The 21254-nt window shown below is 72.5% G+C and carries 19 protein-coding genes; 15 read left to right on the forward strand and 4 right to left on the reverse strand.

Going from position 1 to position 21254, the window contains the following annotated elements; translation table 11 throughout:
• The first annotated feature begins 41 nt into the window (after positions 1-41).
• The 8 genes from ABH931_RS28445 (at position 42) to ABH931_RS28480 (ending at position 10171) form a co-directional block, all read left to right on the forward strand.
• A complete protein-coding gene (locus ABH931_RS28445) occupies positions 42-1811 on the forward strand; it encodes an MFS transporter (RefSeq protein ID WP_370119223.1) in 1770 nt (589 codons plus the stop codon).
• A 111-nt stretch (positions 1812-1922) separates the two neighbouring features.
• Entirely contained in the window at positions 1923-2600 is a 678-nt protein-coding gene (locus ABH931_RS28450; protein ID WP_370119226.1) for a 4'-phosphopantetheinyl transferase, read from the forward strand.
• Between the two features lie 145 nt (positions 2601-2745).
• Entirely contained in the window at positions 2746-2889 is a 144-nt protein-coding gene (locus ABH931_RS28455) for a hypothetical protein (protein ID WP_370119228.1), read from the forward strand.
• The gene (locus tag ABH931_RS28460) at positions 2889-5156 is read left to right on the forward strand and encodes a TOMM precursor leader peptide-binding protein (protein ID WP_370119231.1); all 2268 of its coding nucleotides are present in this window, start codon (positions 2889-2891) and stop codon (positions 5154-5156) included. Before ABH931_RS28455 ends, ABH931_RS28460 begins: the two co-directional genes overlap by 1 nt.
• 25 nt (positions 5157-5181) lie before the next feature.
• Positions 5182-6645, forward strand: coding sequence for a SagB family peptide dehydrogenase (locus tag ABH931_RS28465; protein WP_370119235.1), 1464 nt, complete (start codon positions 5182-5184; stop codon positions 6643-6645).
• An 84-nt stretch (positions 6646-6729) separates the two neighbouring features.
• Entirely contained in the window at positions 6730-7929 is a 1200-nt protein-coding gene (locus ABH931_RS28470; RefSeq protein WP_370119238.1) for a sensor histidine kinase, read from the forward strand.
• A gap of 51 nt (positions 7930-7980) precedes the next feature.
• Positions 7981-8877: an RNA polymerase sigma factor SigJ gene (gene sigJ / locus ABH931_RS28475; RefSeq protein ID WP_370119241.1), complete on the forward strand. Its 897-nt coding sequence runs from the start codon at positions 7981-7983 to the stop codon at positions 8875-8877.
• 94 nt (positions 8878-8971) lie between these two features.
• Positions 8972-10171, forward strand: a complete 1200-nt coding sequence (locus ABH931_RS28480; protein ID WP_370119244.1) for an NAD(P)/FAD-dependent oxidoreductase — start codon at positions 8972-8974, stop codon at positions 10169-10171.
• Between the two features lie 18 nt (positions 10172-10189).
• Here the strand turns inward: ABH931_RS28480 and ABH931_RS28485 are convergent, their stop codons facing one another.
• The 4 genes from ABH931_RS28485 to ABH931_RS28500 form a co-directional block, all read right to left on the reverse strand.
• Complete coding sequence (locus ABH931_RS28485) at positions 10190-10795, reverse strand: DNA-binding response regulator (RefSeq protein ID WP_370119247.1); 606 nt, start codon at positions 10793-10795, stop codon at positions 10190-10192.
• Between the two features lie 69 nt (positions 10796-10864).
• Entirely contained in the window at positions 10865-11983 is a 1119-nt protein-coding gene (locus tag ABH931_RS28490; protein WP_370119250.1) for a hydrolase, read from the reverse strand.
• A 50-nt stretch (positions 11984-12033) separates the two neighbouring features.
• Positions 12034-13149, reverse strand: coding sequence for a winged helix DNA-binding domain-containing protein (locus ABH931_RS28495; protein WP_370119253.1), 1116 nt, complete (start codon positions 13147-13149; stop codon positions 12034-12036).
• 2 nt (positions 13150-13151) lie between these two features.
• Positions 13152-14168 carry a zinc-binding dehydrogenase gene (locus tag ABH931_RS28500; protein WP_370119256.1) on the reverse strand — a complete coding sequence of 339 codons (1017 nt, stop codon included), beginning with the start codon at positions 14166-14168 and terminating at the stop codon, positions 13152-13154.
• 182 nt (positions 14169-14350) lie between these two features.
• On the opposite strand from ABH931_RS28500, the gene ABH931_RS28505 reads away from it, so the two are divergent.
• The 7 genes from ABH931_RS28505 to ABH931_RS28535 all read left to right on the forward strand — a co-directional run bounded on the left by ABH931_RS28505 (position 14351) and on the right by ABH931_RS28535 (position 21232).
• A complete protein-coding gene (locus ABH931_RS28505) occupies positions 14351-14821 on the forward strand; it encodes a nuclear transport factor 2 family protein (protein WP_370119259.1) in 471 nt (156 codons plus the stop codon).
• 13 nt (positions 14822-14834) lie between these two features.
• Positions 14835-15878: a methyltransferase gene (locus ABH931_RS28510; protein WP_370119262.1), complete on the forward strand. Its 1044-nt coding sequence runs from the start codon at positions 14835-14837 to the stop codon at positions 15876-15878.
• A 262-nt stretch (positions 15879-16140) separates the two neighbouring features.
• Complete coding sequence (locus ABH931_RS28515) at positions 16141-16797, forward strand: FMN-dependent NADH-azoreductase (RefSeq protein WP_370119264.1); 657 nt, start codon at positions 16141-16143, stop codon at positions 16795-16797.
• A 67-nt stretch (positions 16798-16864) separates the two neighbouring features.
• Positions 16865-18133: a beta-ketoacyl synthase gene (locus ABH931_RS28520; RefSeq protein ID WP_370119266.1), complete on the forward strand. Its 1269-nt coding sequence runs from the start codon at positions 16865-16867 to the stop codon at positions 18131-18133.
• Entirely contained in the window at positions 18130-19347 is a 1218-nt protein-coding gene (locus tag ABH931_RS28525) for a ketosynthase chain-length factor (protein WP_370119269.1), read from the forward strand. The genes ABH931_RS28520 and ABH931_RS28525 overlap by 4 nt, the downstream gene beginning before the upstream one ends.
• A 56-nt stretch (positions 19348-19403) precedes the next feature.
• Positions 19404-21026, forward strand: a complete 1623-nt coding sequence (locus tag ABH931_RS28530; protein WP_370119271.1) for an acyl-CoA carboxylase subunit beta — start codon at positions 19404-19406, stop codon at positions 21024-21026.
• Positions 21026-21232 carry an acyl-CoA carboxylase epsilon subunit gene (locus tag ABH931_RS28535; RefSeq protein ID WP_370119274.1) on the forward strand — a complete coding sequence of 69 codons (207 nt, stop codon included), beginning with the start codon at positions 21026-21028 and terminating at the stop codon, positions 21230-21232. The genes ABH931_RS28530 and ABH931_RS28535 overlap by 1 nt, the downstream gene beginning before the upstream one ends.
• Positions 21233-21254 lie beyond the last annotated feature (22 nt).

Below are 21254 nucleotides of genomic sequence, written 5' to 3' on the forward strand. Positions count from 1 at the left end.
CCGGGACAGGCGCAACACCCCCCGATAGAAGGAGAACCACCGTGACGACGCTCGAAGTCACGCCCCCCGGCGCACAGGAGAGCGAGTTGAACCCCAAGCGCTGGATCGCCCTCGCCGTGATCCTCGTGGCCGCGTTCATGGACATGCTCGACAGCACGATCCTGAACGTCACCGTCCCGTCCATCCGCACCGACCTGCACGCCGGGTACGCCGCGATCCAGTGGGTGACGGCGGGCTACCAGCTGTCGTTCGCGCTGCTACTGATCGTCGGCGGTCGCCTCGGTGACATCTACGGCCGCAAGAAGGTCTTCCAGATCGGCGTCGCGGGCTTCACGCTCGCCTCGCTGGCGGCGGCCTGCGCGACCGACCCGGGCCTGCTGATCGCCGCCCGGCTGGCCCAGGGCGGCTTCGCGGCCATCATGGTGCCGCAGGTGCTGGCGATCATCCACGTCAGCTTCCCGCCGCAGGAGCGCGCCAAGGCGTTCGGCATGTTCGGCACCGTCGCCGGCCTCGCCGCGCTGACCGGGCTGAGCCTCGGCGGCCTGCTGGTCCAGTGGAACCTGTTCGGCCTGGACTGGCGCCTGGTCTTCCTGATCAACGTGCCGGTCGGCATCGGCGGCCTGATCATCGGCCGCAACTCCATCAGCGAGTCCAAGGCGCCGGTGGCGCTCCGGCTGGACCTGGTCGGCACGGTGCTGGCCGCCCTCGCCGTCTTCCTGCTGATCTTCCCGCTGGTGCAGGGCCGTGACCTGGGCTGGCCGGTCTGGGGCTACGTCATGATGGCGCTGACCCCGGTGGCGGCGTTCCTGCTGGTGCGCAACCAGCAGGCGCGGACCCGCAAGGACGGCTCCCCGCTGATCGTGCTCAGCCTGTTCAGGCTGCGCAGCTTCTCCGCGGCGCTCAGCGTGCAGCTGGCCTTCAACATCGGCGTCGGCATCTTCTTCCTGTCCTGGAGCCTGTACATGCAGGTCGGCCTGGGCTGGACGCCGATCCACGCGGGCCTGACCTCGCTGCCGTTCTGCGTCACCACCTTCATCACCTCCGCGCTCTCCTACGCGGTGCTGGCGGCCAAGATGGGCCGCAAGCTGCTGCAGCTGGGCGCGGTGCTGGTGATCGCGGGCATCGGCTCGTACATCTGGGCCGCGAACCACTGGGGCCAGCAGATCACCACCTGGGAGATGCTGGTGCCGCTGGCGCTGTTCGGCCTCGGCTTCGGCATGGTGATGTCGCCGATCCCGGACCTCGCCACCAGCGAGGCCCCGATGAAGGACGCGGGCTCCGCCTCGGGTCTGGTCAACACCAACCAGCAGCTCGGTTTCGCCATCGGCACCGCGCTGGTCAGCGTCGTCTTCTTCGGCGCGCTGGGCGGCCACATCACCCACACCGCGAACGACGCGGTGCCGCAGCTGCGCAAGGACCTGGCCGCGGTCTCGGTGAGCGACACCGGCGCCGACCACATCGTCGCCTACTACCAGCAGTGCAGCGCCGACACGGCCAAGGAGAAGGACTGGAACAGCACCCCGGCGAGCTGCGCGCAGGTCCCGGCGGAGCTGTCGGGCAACCCGCAGGCGCAGCAGGTGCTCGCCGCGGCCAGCAAGCACGGCACCGCGGTCTCCTTCGCGGACACCTTCGAGGGTTCGCTGAAGTGGTTCCTCGGCGGCATGCTGCTGACGCTGCTGCTGACCTTCGCGCTGCCGCGCAAGAACACCGCGCACAGCCCCGGCGCCTGGGCCGAGGCGGCCTCCGGGCCGGGCGAGGCCCCGGACGAGGCGGCCGGCGACGCCGGCGCCCCGGCCCCGGCGGAGTCCTGAACGGCGGACACCGCCTGCTCCGTCAGAGCTGACGTCGTCCCGCCGGGCCCGCGCCCGGCGGGACGACGTCGCGACATCCCATCGCCCCATCGATCCCCGGGAGGGCCGCAGGTGATCGAGAGGATCCTGCCCGCTCCGGTCGTGTCGGCCACCTTGACCACCGATCCGCCGGACGGGCCGCTGTTCGCCGCCGAGGCCGCCCAGGTGGCCGCCGCCGTTCACAAGCGGCGCCGTGAGTTCACCTCCGTGCGGCTGTGCGCGCGGTACGCGCTGGCCCAGTTGGGCCGGGCGCCGACGCCGCTGCCGGCCGGGGAGCGCGGCGAGCCGCTGTGGCCGGCCGGGGTGGTGGGCAGCATGACCCACTGCGCCGGCTACCGGGCGGCGGCGGTGGCCCACTCGGCCGAGGTGGCCGCGCTGGGCATCGACGCCGAGCCGCACGCCGCGCTCTCGCCCGGCGTGCTCGACGAGATCGCGCTGCCGCGGGAGCGGGAACGGCTGGCGCGGCTGGCGGCGGACGTGCCCGCGGTGCACTGGGACCGGCTGCTGTTCAGCGCCAAGGAGTCGGTCTACAAGACCTGGTACCCGCTGACCCGACGCCGTCTCCGGTTCGGTGAGGCGGAGGTGATGCTCCATCAGGAAGGTTGGTTCACGGTACGATTGATTCCACAGGACCGGAACGCCCTGGACGGCATCGGGCTCGACCGGCTGCGGGGCCGCTGGCTCACCGGGCGCGGCCTCGCCGTGACGGCGATCGTGCTGCACAACCAGGCCCGCCACCACGGGAATTGACGTCCTCACCGAATGACCATGAAAACTTCACCAGCGTTCGGTGACTTCGGCACTACTGGTCTCCACCGGGACTCGGCCACACTCCTGGCATCCGCCGATGCGACGCCCCGGTCGCGCAGGGCGGTTCCCGGTAAGAGGAGGCACCATGCCCGTACAGCACGGTTGCGATGATCTGGTGATCGAGGAGTACGGCACCGACCGCCCGATACTCCTGCCCACGGAAGCAGCCAGCTGCTTCTGCTTCGGCGAGTCCGAGCCGTTCAGCGCCAACGAGTGCGCGACGGTCTGATGCGACTCCGGCCGGGATCGGAGAAGCCCTGCCTGGGCTTCAAGGAGCATCTGACGGTCCGCATCGTTCCCGACGAGGCGGTCTACCTGGTGTCGGGACAGCGCGTCACCGCCCTGCGCGGCCGCGAGGTCTGCCACCTCGCCGGCCTGCTCGACGGAGCCCGCTCCCGTGAGGCCGTGGTCGCCGAGGCGGCCGCGGTCCTGCCGCCGGAACGGACCCTGCGCCTGATCGACCGGCTGGAGAAGGCCGAACTGCTGGCCGAACTCCCCGCCTGGTCGTCCGACTCCCCGGCCGAACGCGCCTACTGGGGTGCCGTCGGCCTGGCCGACGGCACCTCGGGCGGCCGCACCCGGCAGGTCCACGTGCACGCCCTGGGCAGCACCGGCCCGCGGGCGCTGCTCGACGCCGCCACCGCCGCCGGCCTGCGCACCTGCCCGGCCGAGCGGGCCGACCTGACCCTGGTCGCCTGCGACGACTACCTCGACCCGGAACTGCGCGAGATCGACCGTGACTGCCGTGCCTCCGGCCGCCCCTGGCTGCCCGTCCAGCCGCACGGCACCGAGACCTGGATCGGCCCCTTCCTCTCGCTGCCCGACGGCCCCTGCTGGTCCTGCCTGGCCGAGCGGCTGTGGCGGGCCCGCCCCATCGAGGCCCGGCTCCAGCGCGGCAGCGGCACCACCGGCCCGCTGCCCCGCAGACCCTGCGGCGTCCCGGCCAGCCTGCTGGCCGGGCTCCACCTGGGCGTGCTGGAGGCGGCCAAGTGGCTGGCCGGACACCGGCACCCGGGCCAGCGGCAGCTGTGGACGCTCAACGGCCTGACCCTGGACGGCAGCCACCACCCGGTGCGGCGCCGTCCCCAGTGCCCCGACTGCGGCGATCCGGGCCTGATGGCCGCCCAGCTCGAACGGCCGGTCACGCTGCGCTCCCGCCGGAAGACCGACGTCGCCGGCGGCGGTCACCGCGCCGGCGGACCCGAGGAGATGCTGTCCCGGTACGGTCACCACGTCGATCCGCTGACGGGCCTGGTCCGGCAGATCTGGCGCGACCCCCGCGGTCCCGAGGCCCTGAACGTCTACCACGCCGGGCACAACCTCGCCGTGGTCAGACCCGACCTGGCCTCGGTCCGGGCCGGGCTGCGGATGACCAGCTCGGGCAAGGGCAGCACGCCGCTGCGGGCCAGGGTGAGCGCCCTGGCCGAGGCACTGGAGCGGCACTGCGGCTACCTCCAGGGCGACGAGCCGGTGGTCCGGGCCTCCTACCGCCGGCTCGGCGACCAGGCCGTCCACCCGGACACCGTCCAGCTCTACGCCGGGCGGCAGTTCGCCGACCGGGAACGCTGGAACGCCGCGAACGGCCCCTTCCAGCACGTGGCCCGGCGCTTCGCCGAGGACCGGACCATCGAGTGGACACCCGTCTGGTCGCTCACCGGACAGCGGCGGCTGCTGCCCACCGCCCTGCTGTACTTCGGCGGGCCGAACCTGGCCGGGCGCCCCTACTGCCAGGCCAACTCCAACGGCGTCGCCGCCGGGGCCAGCCTGGAGGACGCGATCCTCCAGGGTTTCCTGGAGCTGGTGGAGCGGGACGCGGTGGCGCTGTGGTGGTACAACCGCCTGCGCCGGCCCGGCGTGGACCTCGACGCCTTCGCCGACCCGTGGATCGGCGAGCTGCGCACCGTGCACGCGTCGGTGCACCGCGAGGTCTGGGCCCTCGACCTCACCTCCGACCTGGGTATCCCCACGGTGGTGGCGCTGTCGCGCCGGACCGACAAGCCGGAGGAGGACGTGATGTTCGGCTTCGGCGCCCACTTCGACCCGCGCGTCGCCCTGCACCGCGCGCTGACCGAGCTCAACCAGATGCTGCCGTACGTCGTCGACGCGCGCCCGGACGGTACCGGCTACGGCACCGACGCACCGGACGTGCGGGACTGGCTCCGCACCGCCCGGACCGCCGAACTCCCCTACCTGCGTCCGCGGGCCGACCGTCCGGCGAGCGGTCCGGCCACGCACCCGTACCAGCCGCGGGCCGACCTGCGCGAGGACGTCGCCGCCGCCGACGAGATCGTCCGCCGCAAGGGCATGGAGCTGCTGGTGCTCGACCAGACCAGACCCGACGTCGGCCTGCCGGTGGCCCGGGTGATCGTGCCCGGTCTGCGCCTGCACTGGGCCCGGTTCGCCCCGGGAAGACTCTTCGAGGTCCCGGTCGCCACGGGCGACCTGGACCGGCCCACCCGCTACGAGGATCTCAACCCGGTGCCGCTCTTCCTGTAACGGAGCACAGCTTGTGAGGAGTGCCGTGCGTCTCGACAGCCTGACCGCGCAGCTTGTCAACCTCTGGTCGTTCCTGCCGGGGACCGTCGTCGACCTCGACTCCGACCCGGACGGCGCGATCTTGATGGAGACGCCGTGGGAGGAGTTGCGGATCGACAAGCCGAGTGCGGCGCTGCGTGCCGCCGTGCAACGGATGCAGCTCGGGCCCGTGACGATCCACAACATCCTGACCTCCGGACCGCAGGGCGCCGTGCGCGCGCCCGAGCTGCTGGCCGAGATGCTGCCGCTGCAGCACCTGGTGATCCGGACCCTGGCGATCGGCCCGCAGCCGGTGCTGTCGATCGTCCCCCTCTCCCGGCAGGCGCGCTTCGCCCAGCTCAAGCCCCTGCTCGGCCGGACCTGTCGGCTCTCGCGCTTCGCGGTGCTGCACACCGCGCCGGGCGGGCTGTGCATCGAGTCGCCGCTGCTGGACCACCGGGTGGACCTGCACCATCCGGACATCGTCGGCCTGCTCGGCCGGCTGGACGGCACCCCCGACGACCCGGAGGAGCCGCACCGGCCGGCCGTCGAGGCGGTCCGTGCCTACCTGGTGGCGGCGGGCCTGCTCGTGGTGGCCGACCGGCCCGAGGCCCACGCGCACAGCGAACCGGGCCGGGCCGACGGGCGCAGTCACGCCTCCGGCCACGCGGCCTCCTTCGCCGAGGACCGTGATCCCACCCTGGTCGGCTGGTCCCGCGACGACCTGCTGCTGCACGCGGCGAGCCGGAGGGAGCGGCTGGGCCGCCCGCGCGGCGCGACCTTCGCCCATGTCGGCCGGATGACCCCGCCGCCCGTCGCCCGGCCCGCCTCGACCGCCACCGAGCGGGTGCCGCTGCCCCGGCCCGATCTCGCGCTGCTGCGGTCCATGGACCCCCCGCTGAGCGATCTGCTGGAGCGGGCGCCGCACCCGACGGTCGCGGCCGCGCTCTCCCTCGACCGGCTCGGCGCGCTGCTCTACCGCGCCGCCCGGGTCCAACGGCTGACCCCGCCCCAGCAGTTCGACCTGCCGGACTACCCCACCAGCGAACGCCCCTACGACAGCGTCGACGCGGCCTACGCGCTGGAGCTGTACCTGGTGGCCGGGGAGGCCTCCTGCCTGCCCGCCGGCGCCTACCACTACGACCCGCTGGGCCACCAGCTGGAGCGGATGCCCGGCGAACCGAAGGCCGCCGCCCGGCTCGCGGCGGAGGGCCCCGACGCCCTGCTGCTCGGCATCTGCGCCCGACTGCGGCGCGCCGCCTACAAGTTCAGCGGCACCGCGTACAGCAACGTGCTGCGCGATCTGGGCGCCCTGCAGCAGACGCTGACCCTGGTCGCGACGGCGCTCGGCCTGTCCGCGCGCATCGTGTCGATCGGCGACGCGGACGCCTTCCAGCGGGCGGTGGGACTGGACCGGCTCGCCGAGGTGAGTGTCGGGGACATGTTGGTCTCAGGGGCGGACGCGTCTTGATGCTCCGTCAATCCAGCCGTTATCGTTCGGTGCTCACCTTTTGTGAGCAATCGGGTACAGCCGGGACGGGGGATGTCGGGCGGCATGGAAACCCATGATCTCGCGGTCGACCGCGCGGACGAGGAACTGTCCGTCCAGCTCGCCCCCCGGATGGCGATGGCCATCACCGCCGTGGTGCTGGTGGGGTTCAGTACGGTCTCGTTCACCTACGTGCTCTCGGCGAGACACTCGACCACCGGCCTGGTCGCCGCTGTGGGCCTGCTGGCCCTGATGCTGACCCTGCAGTTCCTCAACTCCTTTCCGCGGCTGGCCCCGCGGCTCACCCGCCACGCGCCGCTGCTGCTGGCCGCCCAGCTGGTCATCGCCTACGCCCCCTTTCCGTTCTTCGGCTCCGGGTGGCTGACCCCGCCGGCCATGCTGGCCGGATCGATCCTGCTGGTCCTGCGCGCCACCCGGCCGGCCTGGATCCTCTTCGGCGCCGTCGTGGCCGGAAGCCTCCTCCAGCAGATGAGCCTCGGGTTCTCGCTGCTCACGGACCTGTACGGGATCATCGCGACCACGATCACCGGGCTGGTCATCTTCGGCCTGTCCCGGCTCACCGTCCTGGTGGCCGAGGTGCACCGCTCGCGCGCCGAACTGGCCCAGTTCGCGGTCACCCAGGAGCGGCTGCGCTTCGCCCGCGACCTGCACGACCTGCTCGGCTACAGCCTGTCGACGATCACGCTCAAGTGCGAGCTGGTCTACCGCCTGCTGCCCGCTCCCGCCGACGAGGCCCGGCAGGAGCTGACCGAGATCCTCGACATCGCCCGCCAGGCCCTGTCCGACGTCCGCGCGGTCGCCCACGGCTACCGGGAGATGTCGCTGCGCTCGGAGGTGCACGACGCTCGGGTGATGCTGGGCATGCTGGGTGTCACCACCGAGGTCGACCTCGGCTGCGGAAACCTTCCTGCCGAACTGGACACCGCGCTCGCCACCGTCTTCCGTGAGGGCCTGACCAACATCCTGCGCCACAGCGAGGTCCGCCGGTGCCGCGTCTCCAGCGGCCGCGACGGGGGCCGGGTCTGGTTCCGGCTGGTCAACGACGGCGTCCCCGCCCTCGACCCGGAGGCCGCCGAGGAGGCCTCCTCCGGCGGCGAGAAGGGCAGCGGCATCGGCAACCTGACGTTCCGGATGGAACGCCTCGGCGGCAAGCTGACCGCGGGCGTCCGCGAGGACGGCTGGTTCGAGCTGGAGGCACAGATCCCCCTCGAACCGGCGGCCGCGCCGATGGCCGCGTTGCACTAGCGCCGTTGGCGCCGTTGGCTATCATCCCCCCGTCACAGCGAGGGGGACGCGATGAGCACCGGAACGGTCATGGAACAGCCCGACGCGGAAACCGTGTTCGCGGAGCACCGGCGCCTGTTGCAGGCGGTCGCCTACCGCGTGCTCGGCAGTGTCGCCGACGCCGAGGACGTCGTGCAGGACGCCTGGCTGCGCTGGGACCGCGTCGATCAGGACGCGACGCGTGTCGAGGACCCGGAGGGGTACCTCGTGCGGACCACGACCCGGCTGGCCATCGACCGGCTGCGCAGCGCGCAGGTGCGGCGCGAGTCCTATGTCGGGCCGTGGCTCCCGGAGCCGCTGCTGACCAGCCACGACGTCGCCGACGACGTGGCGTTGGCCGACTCGGTGTCCACGGCCATGCTGCTCGTCCTGGAGGCGCTGTCCCCGGTCGAGCGCGCGGTGTTCGTGCTGCGCGAGGCGTTCGGCTTCAGCCACGCCGAGATCGCCGGGTTCGTCGGGCGGGAGGAGGCCACGGTGCGGCAGATCAGCAGCCGGGCCAGGAAGTCCGTCGAGGCGCGCCGCCACCGCTACGACACCGACCGCTCGACCAGGCAGCAGGCGACCGAGCGGTTCCTGGCCGCGAGCGTCGGCGGCGACATCAACGCCCTGATGGAGGTACTGGCGCCGGACGTGGTGCTGATCAGCGACGGCGGCGGGCTGGCTCCCGCGCCGCGCAAGGCCATCACGGGGCTGGACCTGGTGGCGCGCGCCCTCGCGACCTTCGCCGGGCGGATGCCCGAGGATCCCAGCGCCGAGGTGCTGCAGCTCAACGGCGGTCCGGGCGTCGTGGTCTTCTCCGGCGGAACCCCGGTCGCGGCGATCACGACCCACCTGGTGGACGGCCTGATCGAGCAGATCCAGCTGGTCAGCAACCCCGAGAAGCTGGCCGGTGTGACCCGCCGGCGATGATGTGATGCAGGTCACATTCTCTGGCTGTCACGTTCCGGGCCGCCGTCTCGTCCGTGAGGCGAACAACGGATGAGACCGCCCGAAGGAGCCAGCCATGACCCGCTCGACCGCCTCCGCCCCGCACCGCATCGTCGTCCTCGGCGCCGGCTACGCCGGCATGACGGCGGCGCTCCGCGTCGCACGCAGGACGCGCGGCCGCGACACCCGCGTCGTGCTGGTCAACGCGACCGCGCGGTTCACCGAGCGGCTGCGGCTGCACCAGACCGCGGCCGGCGGGGAGCTGACCGACTTCCGCATCCCGGAGCTCGTCGCCGGCGCGGGCGTCGAGTTCGTCGAGGGCTGGGCCACCGCGATCGACGCCGAGCGGCGCGAGATCGCCCTCAGCACCGCCGAGGGCGGGCGCACGGTCGCCTACGACACCCTCGTCTACGCCCTCGGCAGCGCCACCGACACCACGACCGTCCCCGGCATCGAGGAGCACGCGTTCACCCTCAACGGCCAGGACGCGGCGGAGCGGCTGGCCGCCCGGCTCGCCGAGCTGGACGCGGCGGGCGGCGGCACGGTGACCGTCAGCGGCAGCGGCCTGACCGGCGTCGAGGCAGCCGCCGAGATCGCCGAGAGCCACCCCGCGCTGCGCGTCGTCCTGCTGGGCCGCGAGCAGCCCGGCTCGATGACGGGCCCGAAGGCCAAGGCATACCTTGACGCCGCGCTCGCCCGGCTGGGCGTCGAGGTCCGCGCCGGCGTCGAGGTCGCCAAGGTGCTGCCGGACGGGATCGAGCTGGCCGGGGGCGAACTCCTGCCCAGCGACGCGAGCGTGTGGACGGCCGGCGTCCGGGTCTCCCCGCTCGCCGCCGAGGCCGGCCTCGCCACCGACGACCGCGGCCGCGTGCTCACCGAGCCGAGCCTGCGCTCCACCTCGCACCCCGAGGTCTGGGCGATCGGCGACGCCGCCGCGGTGCGCCAGTCCTACGGCGTGCTCCACGGCACCTGCCAGAGCGGCATCCCCACCGGCATGCACGCCGCCGACCAGATCGCCCGCACCCTGCGCGGCGGCGCGGCGAAGCCGTTCCGCTTCGGCCACCTCCACCAGCCGGTGAGCCTGGGCCGCCACGACGGCGTCATCCAGTTCACCCGCCCCGACGACACCCCGCGCGGGGCCTGCCTGACCGGCAGGCGCGCCGTCGCCTACAAGGAGTTCGTCAGCAGCACCCCGCCGAAGACCTACCGGCTGCTGACCCGCTTCCCGGTGCCCAGCACGATGATGTGGACCCGTGGCGGCCGCAGGAACGGCTGAGAGCCGGTGGTGCGGCGCTCAGATCCAGCCGGCCTCGCGGGCGATACGTATCGCGTCGACCCGGTTGCGGGCGCCGAGCTTGGTGACGGCGGTGGTCAGGTAGTTGCGCACGGTACCGGTGGCGAGGTGCAGTTGGGCCGCGATCTGGCTCGCCTCCTCGCCCTGCGCGGCCAGCCGCAGCACCTCCAGCTCGCGCGAGGAGAGCACCTCCGGTGTCTTCTCCAGCGCAGCCAGGGCGAGCGTGACGTCGAAGGCGCGCTCGCCCTTCGCCACGGCGCGGATCGCGCCCATCAGGCGCTCCGGCTCGGCGTCCTTGGGCAGGAACCCGACGGCGTGCGCGGCCACCGCCCGCCGCAGGTTCCCCGGCTGGCTCAGCCCGGTCAGGATCAGGTTCCGGCACTCGGGCAGGGCCTCGTGCAGGGCCGCCGCCGCGGAGATCCCGTCCAGACCGGGCAGGTCGATGTCCAGCACGGCGACGTCCGGCCGCACCGCGACAGCGCGCGGCACGACGTCGAGACCGTTCGACACCTCGGCGACGACCTCGATGTCCTCCTCCAGGCTGAGCAGGGAGACGAGCGCCCGGCGCAGCATGTGAAGGTCCTCTGCCAACAAGACTCGGATCACAAGAACACATCAGTAGCCCAATGCGCCGATCGAATCAACCACCGGCCGCCCGTTGCCCCTTACGAGTGACTATGCCGCCGTCAGCGCCGCGGTGTAGTTGGCGGCCGCGCGGGTCACGTCGTAGCGGAGCGCGATGTGACTGGTGGCAGCGGTGACGTCGCGCCAGAGACGTTGCAACGGGGAGGACTCGGTGAGGCCCGCCGTGCCCACCGCCCGCAGCAGTGCGGCCACCGCCTCCGCCGCCTGCTCCGCCGCGAACGCGGCGTTGCGCTGGTTGCGGGCCAGCAGACGCGGCGTGAACGCGCGGTCGTCCACGACCGTCGCGTTGACCTCGACCAGGTGCCGCGCGGCGTCGATCCGCGCCGAGGCACGGACCAGTTCGAGCTGCATGGTGTCGGTGAGCCGCTTGCCGGCGACCGCGGCGGACGCGGCCCGCAGCGCGCCCTGCGCCGCGCCGACGGGCGCGAGCGCGAAGACCGTCGCGCCGATCGCCTGGAACGGCACGTTGTGGGCGGCCACGTCGGACCAGGCGTTGACGCCCGTCTCCATGTCCTGGCGGGCGAAGGACAGGTGCGCCGGCACGAAGACGTCCTCGACGACGACGGTGTGGCTGCCGGTGGCCCGCATGCCGACGCAGTCCCAGGACTCCACGACCTCGTAGGACCCGCGCGGCAGTGCGAAGAAGCGCAGGCCGTCCTCGCCCGCGACCTTGGCGCACAGCAGCGCCCAGTCCGCGAAGGTGACGCCGCTGATGTACTGCCAGCGGCCCGACAGCCGCCAGCCCGACCCGACGGCCGCGGTGGCCTCCCCGGCCGGGACCAGGCCCGTAGCGATGAGGGCGTCGGCGTTCGGCCCCCACACGGCCTCGTGGCCCGCCTCCGGCAGGTGCGCGGCGTAGCGGGAGGACGCGGCGAGCAGAGCCGCGCACCAGCCGGTCGCGGCGCAGGCGGAGGAGAGGTCCAGGACGGCCTGGAAGAACTCCGCGAAGGTGCCCTCGGTCCCGCCGAAGCGGCGGGCGACGAAGTGGCGGGCGAACCCGGCCGCGCGCAGGCCGGTGACGATGCCGGGCGAGAGCTCCCGGGTGGCGTCGGAGAGTTCGGCCTCCCGCGCGGCGAGAGCGAGCAGCTCGGCAAAGGCGGCCGACTCGCCCACGGCGGGCGGGGCGGCGAGCGGGGCAGCGGTGGACATGGGGACGACCTCCGGGAATCGTGGGGCCCGGTGCGGGCCCGGTGCGCGGGTCAGCCGACCGGCTCGAACCGTACGTCGTGGCTGCGGGCGTCGGCCGCGGCGAAGGCGAGCAGCCGCGCGCCCTCCTCGGCCAGCTCGGCCGTCACCCGCCGGTCCAGCGACGCGAATGGTTCGACCACGAGGGTGGCCCGGTCCTTGGCGCGGTCCAGCCGCCAGCGGCCGTGGACGAAGCCGTCGACGAGCACGGTGGCGCGGATGATGCCGTTGTTGGTGAAGACCCGGGCGCGGTGGCGTTCGGACATGATCCGCTCCCGGTCGGCGTGGGAGAGCAGGATGTTGTCGAACTCCGGCAGGTAGCGGACCGGGACGTCCTCGTCCGGGTCCGGCAGCTCCGTCTCGGCGAGGTCGTACAGGACCGTGCCGCGCTCGTCCCGGTAGCGGCGCAGCCGCCCGCCGAGGCGGGTGAACGCCTCCTGGAGCCGGGTGAGGCCGGACCACTTCTGCATGTCCTTGACGCTCGCCGGGCCGAACGCGGCCAGGTAGCGGCGCACGTACTCGTCGGCGGTCGCCTCCGGGTCGGGGGCGCGCCCCAGCCAGGTGTCGACGGTGGTGTGGGCGGCCTGGCCGCTGTGCCCCCACAGACCGCGCGGCGGCACCTGGACCAGCGGGACCAGGTTGCGCACGGTCTGCGCGAGCGCGTTGGCGTCGTGACCGGGCCAGCGTCCGGTCAGCTCCGCGCCGAGCTCGGCGAAGGTGAGCGGGCGGCTGTCGGTCAGCTCGGTGCCGATCTTGGCGAGTTCGTCGAGGTCCACGCCCTCCACCTGCTTGCCGAACTGGCCGCGCACGGTCCGCGCCAGCATCTCGGCGAGCAGCGGGCGCAGCGCCCGGCAGTCGCGTGCGGTGACCAGGTGGATGGTGGAGCGCATCAGCGCGACGCGCACCACCTTCCGCTCGGTGACCAGGGTGGCGAGGTCCTCGACGCCGAACCCGTCGAGCCGGGTCCACAGGCCGAGGTAGGGCGGGTTGGGGGCCTGCGCCTGCATGCCGACCAGGTGGGCGACGGCCTGTTCCGCGGAGAGGGTGGAACGGCGCACCAGCAGCTGGCGGTGGAGCAGCGCGCGGTTGAGCGCCCGCGTGCCCAGGACCGGTGTTCCCGTCGTACTCATGGTCAGGCCAGCCTCACCAGAGCGGCACCGCTGTGCCGGCCCTCCAGCAGGTCGATCATGGCCTGGGGCAGCGCGGGGACACCGCCCTCGACGACCGTCCGCGGGAAGGTGATCTTCCCCTCCGCCAGCCAGGTGGCGAACTGGGCGTTCCACTCCTCGATCTGCTCGGGCGTGTGCAGGGTGACGAACCCCTGGAAGGAGATCTCGCGCGGGATCAGGCTGGTCAGGTCGAGCCGGGGACGGGCGTCCTCCTCGCCGTGCTGGGCGGCCAGCGAGCCGCACAGCGCGAAACGGGCGCCGGGCGCGGCCACCTGCGCGGCCGCCTCGAACTGGGCGCCGCCGACGTTGTCGAAGAAGACCGTGATGCCGTCGGGCGCGAGCTCCCGCAGCCGGTCCGCGACCGGGCCGTCGTGGTAGTCGAAGGCGGCGTCGTAGCCGGCCTCGTTCACCAGGAAATCGATCTTCGCCTTGGAGCCGGTGCTGCCGATGACCTTGGCCGCGCCGAGCGCCTTGGCGATCTGCCCGGCCAGCACGCCGACACCGGAGGTGGCGCCGGAGACGAAGACCACGTCGCCCTCGCGGACCTTGGCGATCTCGGCCATGCCGCGCCACGCGGTGGGGCCGTAGGAGAGGAAGTACTCCAGGCCCGGCAGCTGGTCCCGGTCGCGCTTGAAGAACATCCCGGCGTAGCCGGGGGTGTACTCGCGCCAGCCGGCGTAGTGCTCGACCAGGTCGCCCTCGGCCAGGTCCGGGCTGAGCGAGCGGACGACGGTGCCGACGGTGCGGCCCCACATCGGCTCGCCGAGCTGGAAGACCGGGATCGGGATCTCCAGCGCGGCCTGCATCTGGTCGCGGTAGACGGTGCCGAGGGCCATCCACTCGTTGCGCACCAGCACCTGGCCGGGCTGGAGCTCGGGCAGTTCGGCCACGGCGACCTCGAGGTCGTCGAGGGTGAGTGCGCCCTCGGGGTAGGCGACCAGGCGCACCTCCCGGCTCTTGCTCGGGATCTGCTCGGTCATGTCGTCCGCTCCTTGTCTCCGCGTCTCCACCTGGGTCCGGTGACAGACCCTGGGCGGCGCCTCTCGAAGCGGAGTCGCAGCCCGCTGGAGGCGCGGGGTGCACCGGCTCTCCAGCGGCACTGGAGTGCCCGCCGCCACGGTGCAGAACCGGTAGATCCCGGTACGACCGAGAGAGGTGCCCTGTGTCCCGGACGCTGCAGCAGAGCGCGACCGACGCGGAACTGGCCGCGCAGGTCGCGGACTTCTACGCCCACCAGATGCCGCTGCTGGAGCAGCGCGACCTGGCGGCCTTCGCCGCCACGTTCACCGATGACTGCGTCTTCGGCTACCACGGCGCCTGGCAGTTGGAGAGCCGCCCGGCGCTGCTCGGCGGCCTCGGCGCCAACATCCCCCGCTACGGCGCGAGCACCATCCGCCACTGGTTCGAGAACCGCCGCGTCGAGGTACTGGACGACGGCGCGCTGCGGGTGACCGCGACCTGCCTGGTCAGCATCACCCACCCCACCGGCGAGGTGGTCTTCGAGCCGAGCTGCGTCGTCACCGACGAGCTGGTGCGCGTCGACGGCGAGCTGCTGACCCGCTCCCGGATCATCCGCCACGACCTGCCGGACGCGGGCGTCTACTTCGCCCGCCTCGCCGCGCTGCACGCCTGAGGGGACCACCGCCATGACCACCGCTCCCCTGCCCTCCCTGGAGGCCCGGGTCACCCTGTACCGGATCGGCATGGGCTTCGCCGCGCTCCAGTTCGTCCAGGCGGCCGTGGACCTGGGCCTCGCCGACGCGCTCGGCGAGGAGCCGCGCCCCGCCGCCGAGCTGGCCACGACGGTCGGCGCGGACGCCGACGCGACCGGCCGGCTGCTGCGGGCCCTGGCCCGCCTCGGCTTCTTCGCGGAGACCGAGGACGGCGCCTTCCGCCACACCGAGCTCTCCCGGATGATCCGCGCCGACGCCCCCTGGGGCGCCCCCGACGTCATCCGCTTCGGCTGGATGCACGTCCCGATGACGGTGCTCCAGCACACGGCGGAGGCCGTCCGCACCGGCGAGGCGGCCTTCCCCAAGATCTTCGGGACCGCCGCGCAGAGCTACTTCGTCAACGACGACCCCGACGCCGGCGCCATCTTCAACCGCGCCATGACGGCCAACACCATCCTGCTGAACAACGCCCCCGCGCTGGTGGCGGCGCTGGACCCGAAGCCGGGCGAGACCGTCATGGACGTCGGCGGCGGCCAGGGCCAGCTGCTGCGTGGCCTGCTGGAGGCCCACCCGGACATCCGCGCGGTGCTGCTGGAGCTGGAGCAGGTGCTGCCGAGTGTCGACGAGCGGCTGCGGCCGGAGGGCGAGCTGGGCTCGCGCGTCGAGCTGCTGGCCGGGGACTGCCGCGAGGCGGTGCCGGCGGGCGCGGACACCTACCTGTACAAGCACATGATGTACATGTGGGACGACGAGACCGTGGTCCGCGTCCTGCGCAACGCCGCGGAGGCGGGCGCGCCGGGCGCCCGCGTCGTCGTGGTGGACATGCTGCTGGGCGGGACGAGCCCCTTCGAGGAGATCGCGACGGCGGTGGACCTGCTGATGGTCCTCATGGGCGGCGGCAAGCGCCGTAGCGTCGACGACTTCGCGGCCCTCTTCGAGAAGGCCGGCCTGGCCTACGAGGGCATCCGCAGCATCGAGGGCGACCAGTCGGTCCTGCTGACGGCCCGCGTGCGCTGAGGCGGCGCAGCCGCCTTCAGGGGCGCGGGGCTCTGCTCGATGTACTGCGTGCGCGACAAGCCACTGGCGTGCGGATGGTCCTCAACACACAGGGCCATCCGCACGCGGGTGGTTGCTCGCGCAGTTCCTCGCGCCCCTGACGGTTCCCGTCTCAGGTCAGTACCCGCTTGAGGCCAGATCCGTTGTCGCACAAGTGAACTGACGGATCGTGAGCGATACCCGGCCCGCCGTGGGCCGCACTCCTCCCACAGGAGAGAAGACCATGCCGCATCTGCTGCACATCGACTCCTCCGCCGTTTCCCAAGGCTCGGTCTCCCGCGCCCTCGGCCAGTCCTTCCGCCGGGTCTGGCAGCAGGAGAACCCGGACGGGGTCGTCACCTACCGGGACCTCGGCGCCGCGCCCGTGCCGCCGCTCACCGAGGCCGGCGTGACCGCCGGCTTCATGCCGGCCGTCGCCCACGACGAGCGCCAGCGCCACGCGATGCTGCTGCGCGACGAGCTCGTCGCGGAGCTGCTCTCCGCCGACGCGCTGCTGATCAGCACCCCGATGTACAACTGGTCCATCCCCTCCACCCTCAAGGCGTGGATCGACCAGGTGCTGGTCAACGACCGCACCATCACCTTCGACGGCACCCCGGGCCCGCTCACCGGCCGTCCGGCGACCGTCGTGGCCAGCTACGGCGGTGGCTACACGCCGGGCGCGCCGATGGAGCAGCACAACCACGTCGGTCCCTACCTGGAGACGGTGTTCGGCACCGGCCTCGGGATGGACGTCCAGGTGATCGCCGCGCAGCTCTCCCTCGCGCCGCGCACCCCGGCCATGGCGGGCCTGATCCCGCTGGCCGAGCAGTCCCTGGCCGACGCGCAGGCGGCGGTCCTCGAACGTGCCCGCCAGACCGCCCTCGTCCCGTTGCGTTGACGGTCCAGCCCGCCACGAGGCGGGTGGCGCACTCTCGCACAATCCCAACTGAACCAGGAGGCCAGCGGTGCCCCGTCGCGCTGTGATCACCGGGATGGGCGTCATCTCCCCCGGTGCCGTCGGTGTCAAGGAATACTGGAACCTGTTGTCCGAAGGCCGGACGGCGACCAGGGCCATCACCCACTTCGACGCCTCGGCGTTCCGCTCGCGGATCGCCGGTGAGGTCGACTTCAACCCGATCAAGTCGGGTCTGACCCAGCAGGACGTCCGCCGGCTCGACCGGGCGGCACAGTTCGCCGTGGTCTCGGTCCGCGAGGCGCTCCAGGACTCGGGGCTCGACGTCAACGCCGTCGACCCGACCCGGCTCGGGGTCGCCCTCGGCTCCGCGGTGGGCTGCACCACCAGCCTGGAGCGCGAGTTCACCATCGGCAGCGATGGCGGCCGGCTGTGGGAGATCGACCAGGGATACACCGTCCCGCACCTGTACGACTACGTGAACCCGAGCTCGATGGCGGCCGAACTGGCCCGTGAGGTCGGCGCGGAGGGCCCGGTGACGCTGGTCTCCACCGGCTGCACCTCCGGCATCGACTCGGTCGGCTACGCGGCCCGCCTGATCGAGGAGGGCAGCGCGGACGTCGTCATCAGCGGCGGCACCGAGGCCCCGCTCTCGCCGATCACCGTGGTCTGCTTCGACGTGCTGCGCGCCAGCTCCAACCGGAACGACGACCCGGAGCACGCCTGCCGCCCGTTCGACAAGACCCGCGACGGCCTGGTGCTGGCCGAGGGCTGCGCCGTGCTGGTCATCGAGGAGCTGGAGCACGCCCGTGCTCGTGGCGCGGAGATCTACGGCGAGATCGCCGGCTACGGCTCGCGCTGCAACGCGTACCACATGACGGGTCTTCAGGCCGAGGGCAAGGACATGGCCGAGGCCATCGACATCGCCCTGGACGGCGCGCGGATCCTGCCCGCCCACATCGACTACATCAACGCCCACGGCTCCGGCACCAAGCAGAACGACCTGCACGAGACGGGCGCGTTCAAGCGCAGCCTCGGCGAGGACGCCTACAACATCCCCGTCAGCGGCTTCAAGTCGATGATCGGCCACTCGCTCGGGGCGATCGGCTCGCTGGAGATCGCGGGCTGCCTGCTGGCCATGCGGGAGGGTCTGATCCCGCCCACGGCCAACCTGAACGAGCCCGACCCGCTGTGCGACCTGGACTACGTGCCCAACGTGGCCAGGGAGAAGCGCGTCAACACCGTACTCACCGTCGGCAGCGGGTTCGGCGGATTCCAGAGCGCGATGATCCTGCGACAGGTGCGAGGAGGCAAGCGATGACGAGGCGTGCAGTGGTGACGGGTATCGGCATCGCCGCCCCGAACGGGCTCGGCCCGACGTCCTACTGGCGGGCGCTGATGGCCGGCCAGACCGGCATCCGCCGGGTGACCCGGTTCGACATCTCCAAGTACCGCAGCAAGCTCGGCGGCGAGATACCCGACTTCGAGCCGGACCGGCACCTCCAGGACCGCGTGCTGCCGCAGAGCGACCACATCACCCGGCTGTCGCTGGTCGCGACCGACTGGGCGCTGCGCCAGGCCAACGTGAAGAACGGCGACGTGGCCACCGACGAGATGGGCGTGGTCACCGCGGCCTCCGGTGGCGGCTACGAGTTCGGTCAGCGCGAGCTGGCCAAGCTGCACCACCAGGGCCCGGAGTACGTCAGCGCCTACCAGTCGTTCGCCTGGTTCTACGCGGTCAACACCGGCCAGATCTCCATCCGCCACAAGATGCACGGTCCCGGCGCGGTCGTCATCAGCGAACAGGCGGGCGGCATCGACGCGATCGGGCACGCCCGGCGCCAGCTGCGCGACGGCGCGGAGCTGATGCTGACCGGCGGCGTCGACAGCACCATCTGCCCCTGGGCGTGGGTGGCCCACCAGTCCAACGGCCGCACCAGCCGCAGCACCGACCCGCTCCGCGCCTACCTGCCCTTCGACCAGCGCGCCGACGGCTACGTCCCCGGCGAGGGCGGGGCGATCATGGTGCTGGAGACGCCGGAGAGCGTCAAGAAGCGCGCGGGCACCCCGGTCTACGGCGAGATCGCGGGCTACGCCTCCACCTTCGACGCGCGCAGGCCCGGCCGTCCGCCGGGTCTGCAGCGGGCGATCGAGCAGGCGCTCGGCGACGCGGGCATGGACGCGAAGGACATCGACGTGGTCTTCGCCGACGCCGTCGGCGACCTCGAGATGGACCGGGAGGAGGCCGAGGCGATCAAGGCGGTCTTCGGTCCGCACGGGGTCCCCGTCACCGCGCCCAAGACCATGACCGGTCGGCTCTTCGCCGGCGGCGCCTCGCTCGACGTGGCCACCGCGCTGCTGTCGATGTTCTGGAGCGCCATCCCGCCGACGGTCGGCGTCTCCGAGGTCGTCCCGGAGTACGAGATGGACCTGGTGATCGGCGAGCCCCGGCACGCCGCGGTCACCTCGGCCCTGATCCTGGCCCGCGGCCATGGCGGCTTCAACTCGGCGCTGGTGGTGCGGCAGCACCGCTGACCGGCGGTCCCTGCCGACGTGCCAGCGCCATCACAGCCCAGCGAAGGGGGACACCCATGGCGACACCCGTCGTCGAGTCGGCCACGAGCCCGAACCTCACCGACGACCTCGACGCCGTCGTCCAGCGCGACGACCTGCGGACCCGCACCGAGGAGCTCAACCGGCTCAAGGCGGTCATCCGGGACGGGCCCGGCGTCGAGGCCACGGCGGCCCAGCGAGCAAAGGGGAAGCTCACCGTCCGGGAGCGCCTGGACCTGCTCTTCGATCCGGGGAGCTTCGTCGAGATCGAGGCGTTCCGCAAACACCGGGCGTCCGCCTTCGGGCTGGCGAACAAGCGCCCCTACACCGACGGCGTCGTCGCCGGCTGGGGGCAGGTGGACGGCCAGAAGGTCTTCGCCTACGCGCACGACTTCCGGATCTTCGGCGGCGCCCTGGGCGAGGCCCACGCCGCCAAGATCCACAAGGTGATGGACATGGCCATCGCCGCCGGCGCCCCCCTGGTCAGCCTCTGCGACGGCGCGGGCGCCCGGATCCAGGAGGGCGTCACGGCGCTGGCCGGCTACGGCGGCATCTTCCGGCGCAACGCGTTCGCCTCGGGGGTCATCCCGCAGATCAGCGTGATGCTCGGCCCGTGCGCGGGCGGCGCGGCGTACTCGCCGGCGCTGACGGACTTCGTGTTCATGGTCCGCGACGTCGCGCAGATGTTCATCACCGGCCCCGACGTCGTCGAGGCGGTGACGGGCGAGCAGATCACCATGAACGGGCTCGGCGGCGCCGACGTGCACGGCGGCGTCTCCGGAGTCTCCACGTTCACCTACGACGACGAGGAGGCCTGCATCGCGGACGTGCGCTACCTGTTGTCGCTGCTCCCCGCCAACAACCGCGCACTGCCGCCGTTCGTCCCCACGGACGACCCCAGCGACAGACGGACCGAGGCCCTGCTGGACCTCGTCCCGGCCACCTCCCACGCGGCCTACGACATGCACCGCGTGATCGAGGAGGTCGTCGACGACGGCGAGTTCCTGGAGCTGCACGCCGACTGGGCGCGCAACCTGGTCACCGCGCTCGCGCGCATCGGCGGGCGGCTGGTCGGCATCGTCGCCAACCAGCCGCTGGTCTCGGCCGGCACCCTGGACATCGACGCCTCCGACAAGGGCGCGCGATTCGTCCAGATGTGCGACGCCTTCAACATCCCGCTGGTCACCCTGGTCGACGTCCCCGGCTTCCTGCCGGGCCGCGAGCAGGAGCACGCCGGGATCATCCGGCACGGCGCGAAGCTGCTGTACGCCTACTGCAACGCGACCGTGCCGCGGATCCAGCTGATCCTGCGGAAGGCGTACGGCGGCGCGTGGATCGTCATGGACTCGCGCTCCATCGGCACGGACCTGTCACTGGCCTGGCCGACGAACGAGGTGGCGGTGATGGGCGCGGAGGGCGCGGCGAACGTGATCTTCCGCCGCGACATCGCGTCCTCCGACGACCCGGAGGCGAAGCGCGTCGAGATGGTGCAGCAGTACAAGGACGAGCTGATGCACCCCTACTACGCGGCGGAGCGCGGCCTGGTCGACGACATCATCGACCCGGCCGCCACCAGGGACACGCTCGCGCGCGCCCTGGAGATGCTGGAGGGCAAGCGGGCCGCCTCGGCCACGCGCAAGCACGGCAACCCTCCGGTGTGATGGCGGTGATCCTCACCGTCCACGCGGGCAGCCCGACGGACGTCGAGCTCGCCGCGATCGTCGTCGCCCTCCTCGCCACCCGCCGCGCGGGCTGCCCGGAGGGCGACCACCCCGAACGCTGGGCCGAGTGGCCCGGCTCGGAGGTCCACCAGCCTCCGGACTGGTCGGCCCAGCAGCCGGACACGAGCAGATTCGGGACGTGGTAAGGGAAGTTGCACCACCCAAGGG

The organism is Streptacidiphilus sp. MAP12-33, assembly GCF_041261265.1.
In the GTDB taxonomy this organism is placed as follows: Bacteria; Actinomycetota; Actinomycetes; order Streptomycetales; family Streptomycetaceae; genus Streptacidiphilus.

What these genes read in the sequence shown, in the direction of transcription:
- ABH931_RS28495 (WP_370119253.1), bottom strand. Translation starts at nt 13,149, where the DNA reads ATGAGTACGACGGGAACACCGGTCCTGGGCACGCGGGCGCTCAACCGC.
- ABH931_RS28530 (WP_370119271.1), top strand. Translation starts at nt 19,404, where the DNA reads ATGGCGACACCCGTCGTCGAGTCGGCCACGAGCCCGAACCTCACCGAC.
- ABH931_RS28460 (WP_370119231.1), top strand. Translation starts at nt 2,889, where the DNA reads ATGCGACTCCGGCCGGGATCGGAGAAGCCCTGCCTGGGCTTCAAGGAG.
- ABH931_RS28455 (WP_370119228.1), top strand. Translation starts at nt 2,746, where the DNA reads ATGCCCGTACAGCACGGTTGCGATGATCTGGTGATCGAGGAGTACGGC.
- ABH931_RS28490 (WP_370119250.1), bottom strand. Translation starts at nt 11,983, where the DNA reads ATGTCCACCGCTGCCCCGCTCGCCGCCCCGCCCGCCGTGGGCGAGTCG.
- ABH931_RS28470 (WP_370119238.1), top strand. Translation starts at nt 6,730, where the DNA reads ATGGAAACCCATGATCTCGCGGTCGACCGCGCGGACGAGGAACTGTCC.
- ABH931_RS28500 (WP_370119256.1), bottom strand. Translation starts at nt 14,168, where the DNA reads ATGACCGAGCAGATCCCGAGCAAGAGCCGGGAGGTGCGCCTGGTCGCC.
- sigJ (WP_370119241.1), top strand. Translation starts at nt 7,981, where the DNA reads ATGAGCACCGGAACGGTCATGGAACAGCCCGACGCGGAAACCGTGTTC.
- ABH931_RS28525 (WP_370119269.1), top strand. Translation starts at nt 18,130, where the DNA reads ATGACGAGGCGTGCAGTGGTGACGGGTATCGGCATCGCCGCCCCGAAC.
- ABH931_RS28480 (WP_370119244.1), top strand. Translation starts at nt 8,972, where the DNA reads ATGACCCGCTCGACCGCCTCCGCCCCGCACCGCATCGTCGTCCTCGGC.
- ABH931_RS28510 (WP_370119262.1), top strand. Translation starts at nt 14,835, where the DNA reads ATGACCACCGCTCCCCTGCCCTCCCTGGAGGCCCGGGTCACCCTGTAC.
- ABH931_RS28515 (WP_370119264.1), top strand. Translation starts at nt 16,141, where the DNA reads ATGCCGCATCTGCTGCACATCGACTCCTCCGCCGTTTCCCAAGGCTCG.
- ABH931_RS28535 (WP_370119274.1), top strand. Translation starts at nt 21,026, where the DNA reads ATGGCGGTGATCCTCACCGTCCACGCGGGCAGCCCGACGGACGTCGAG.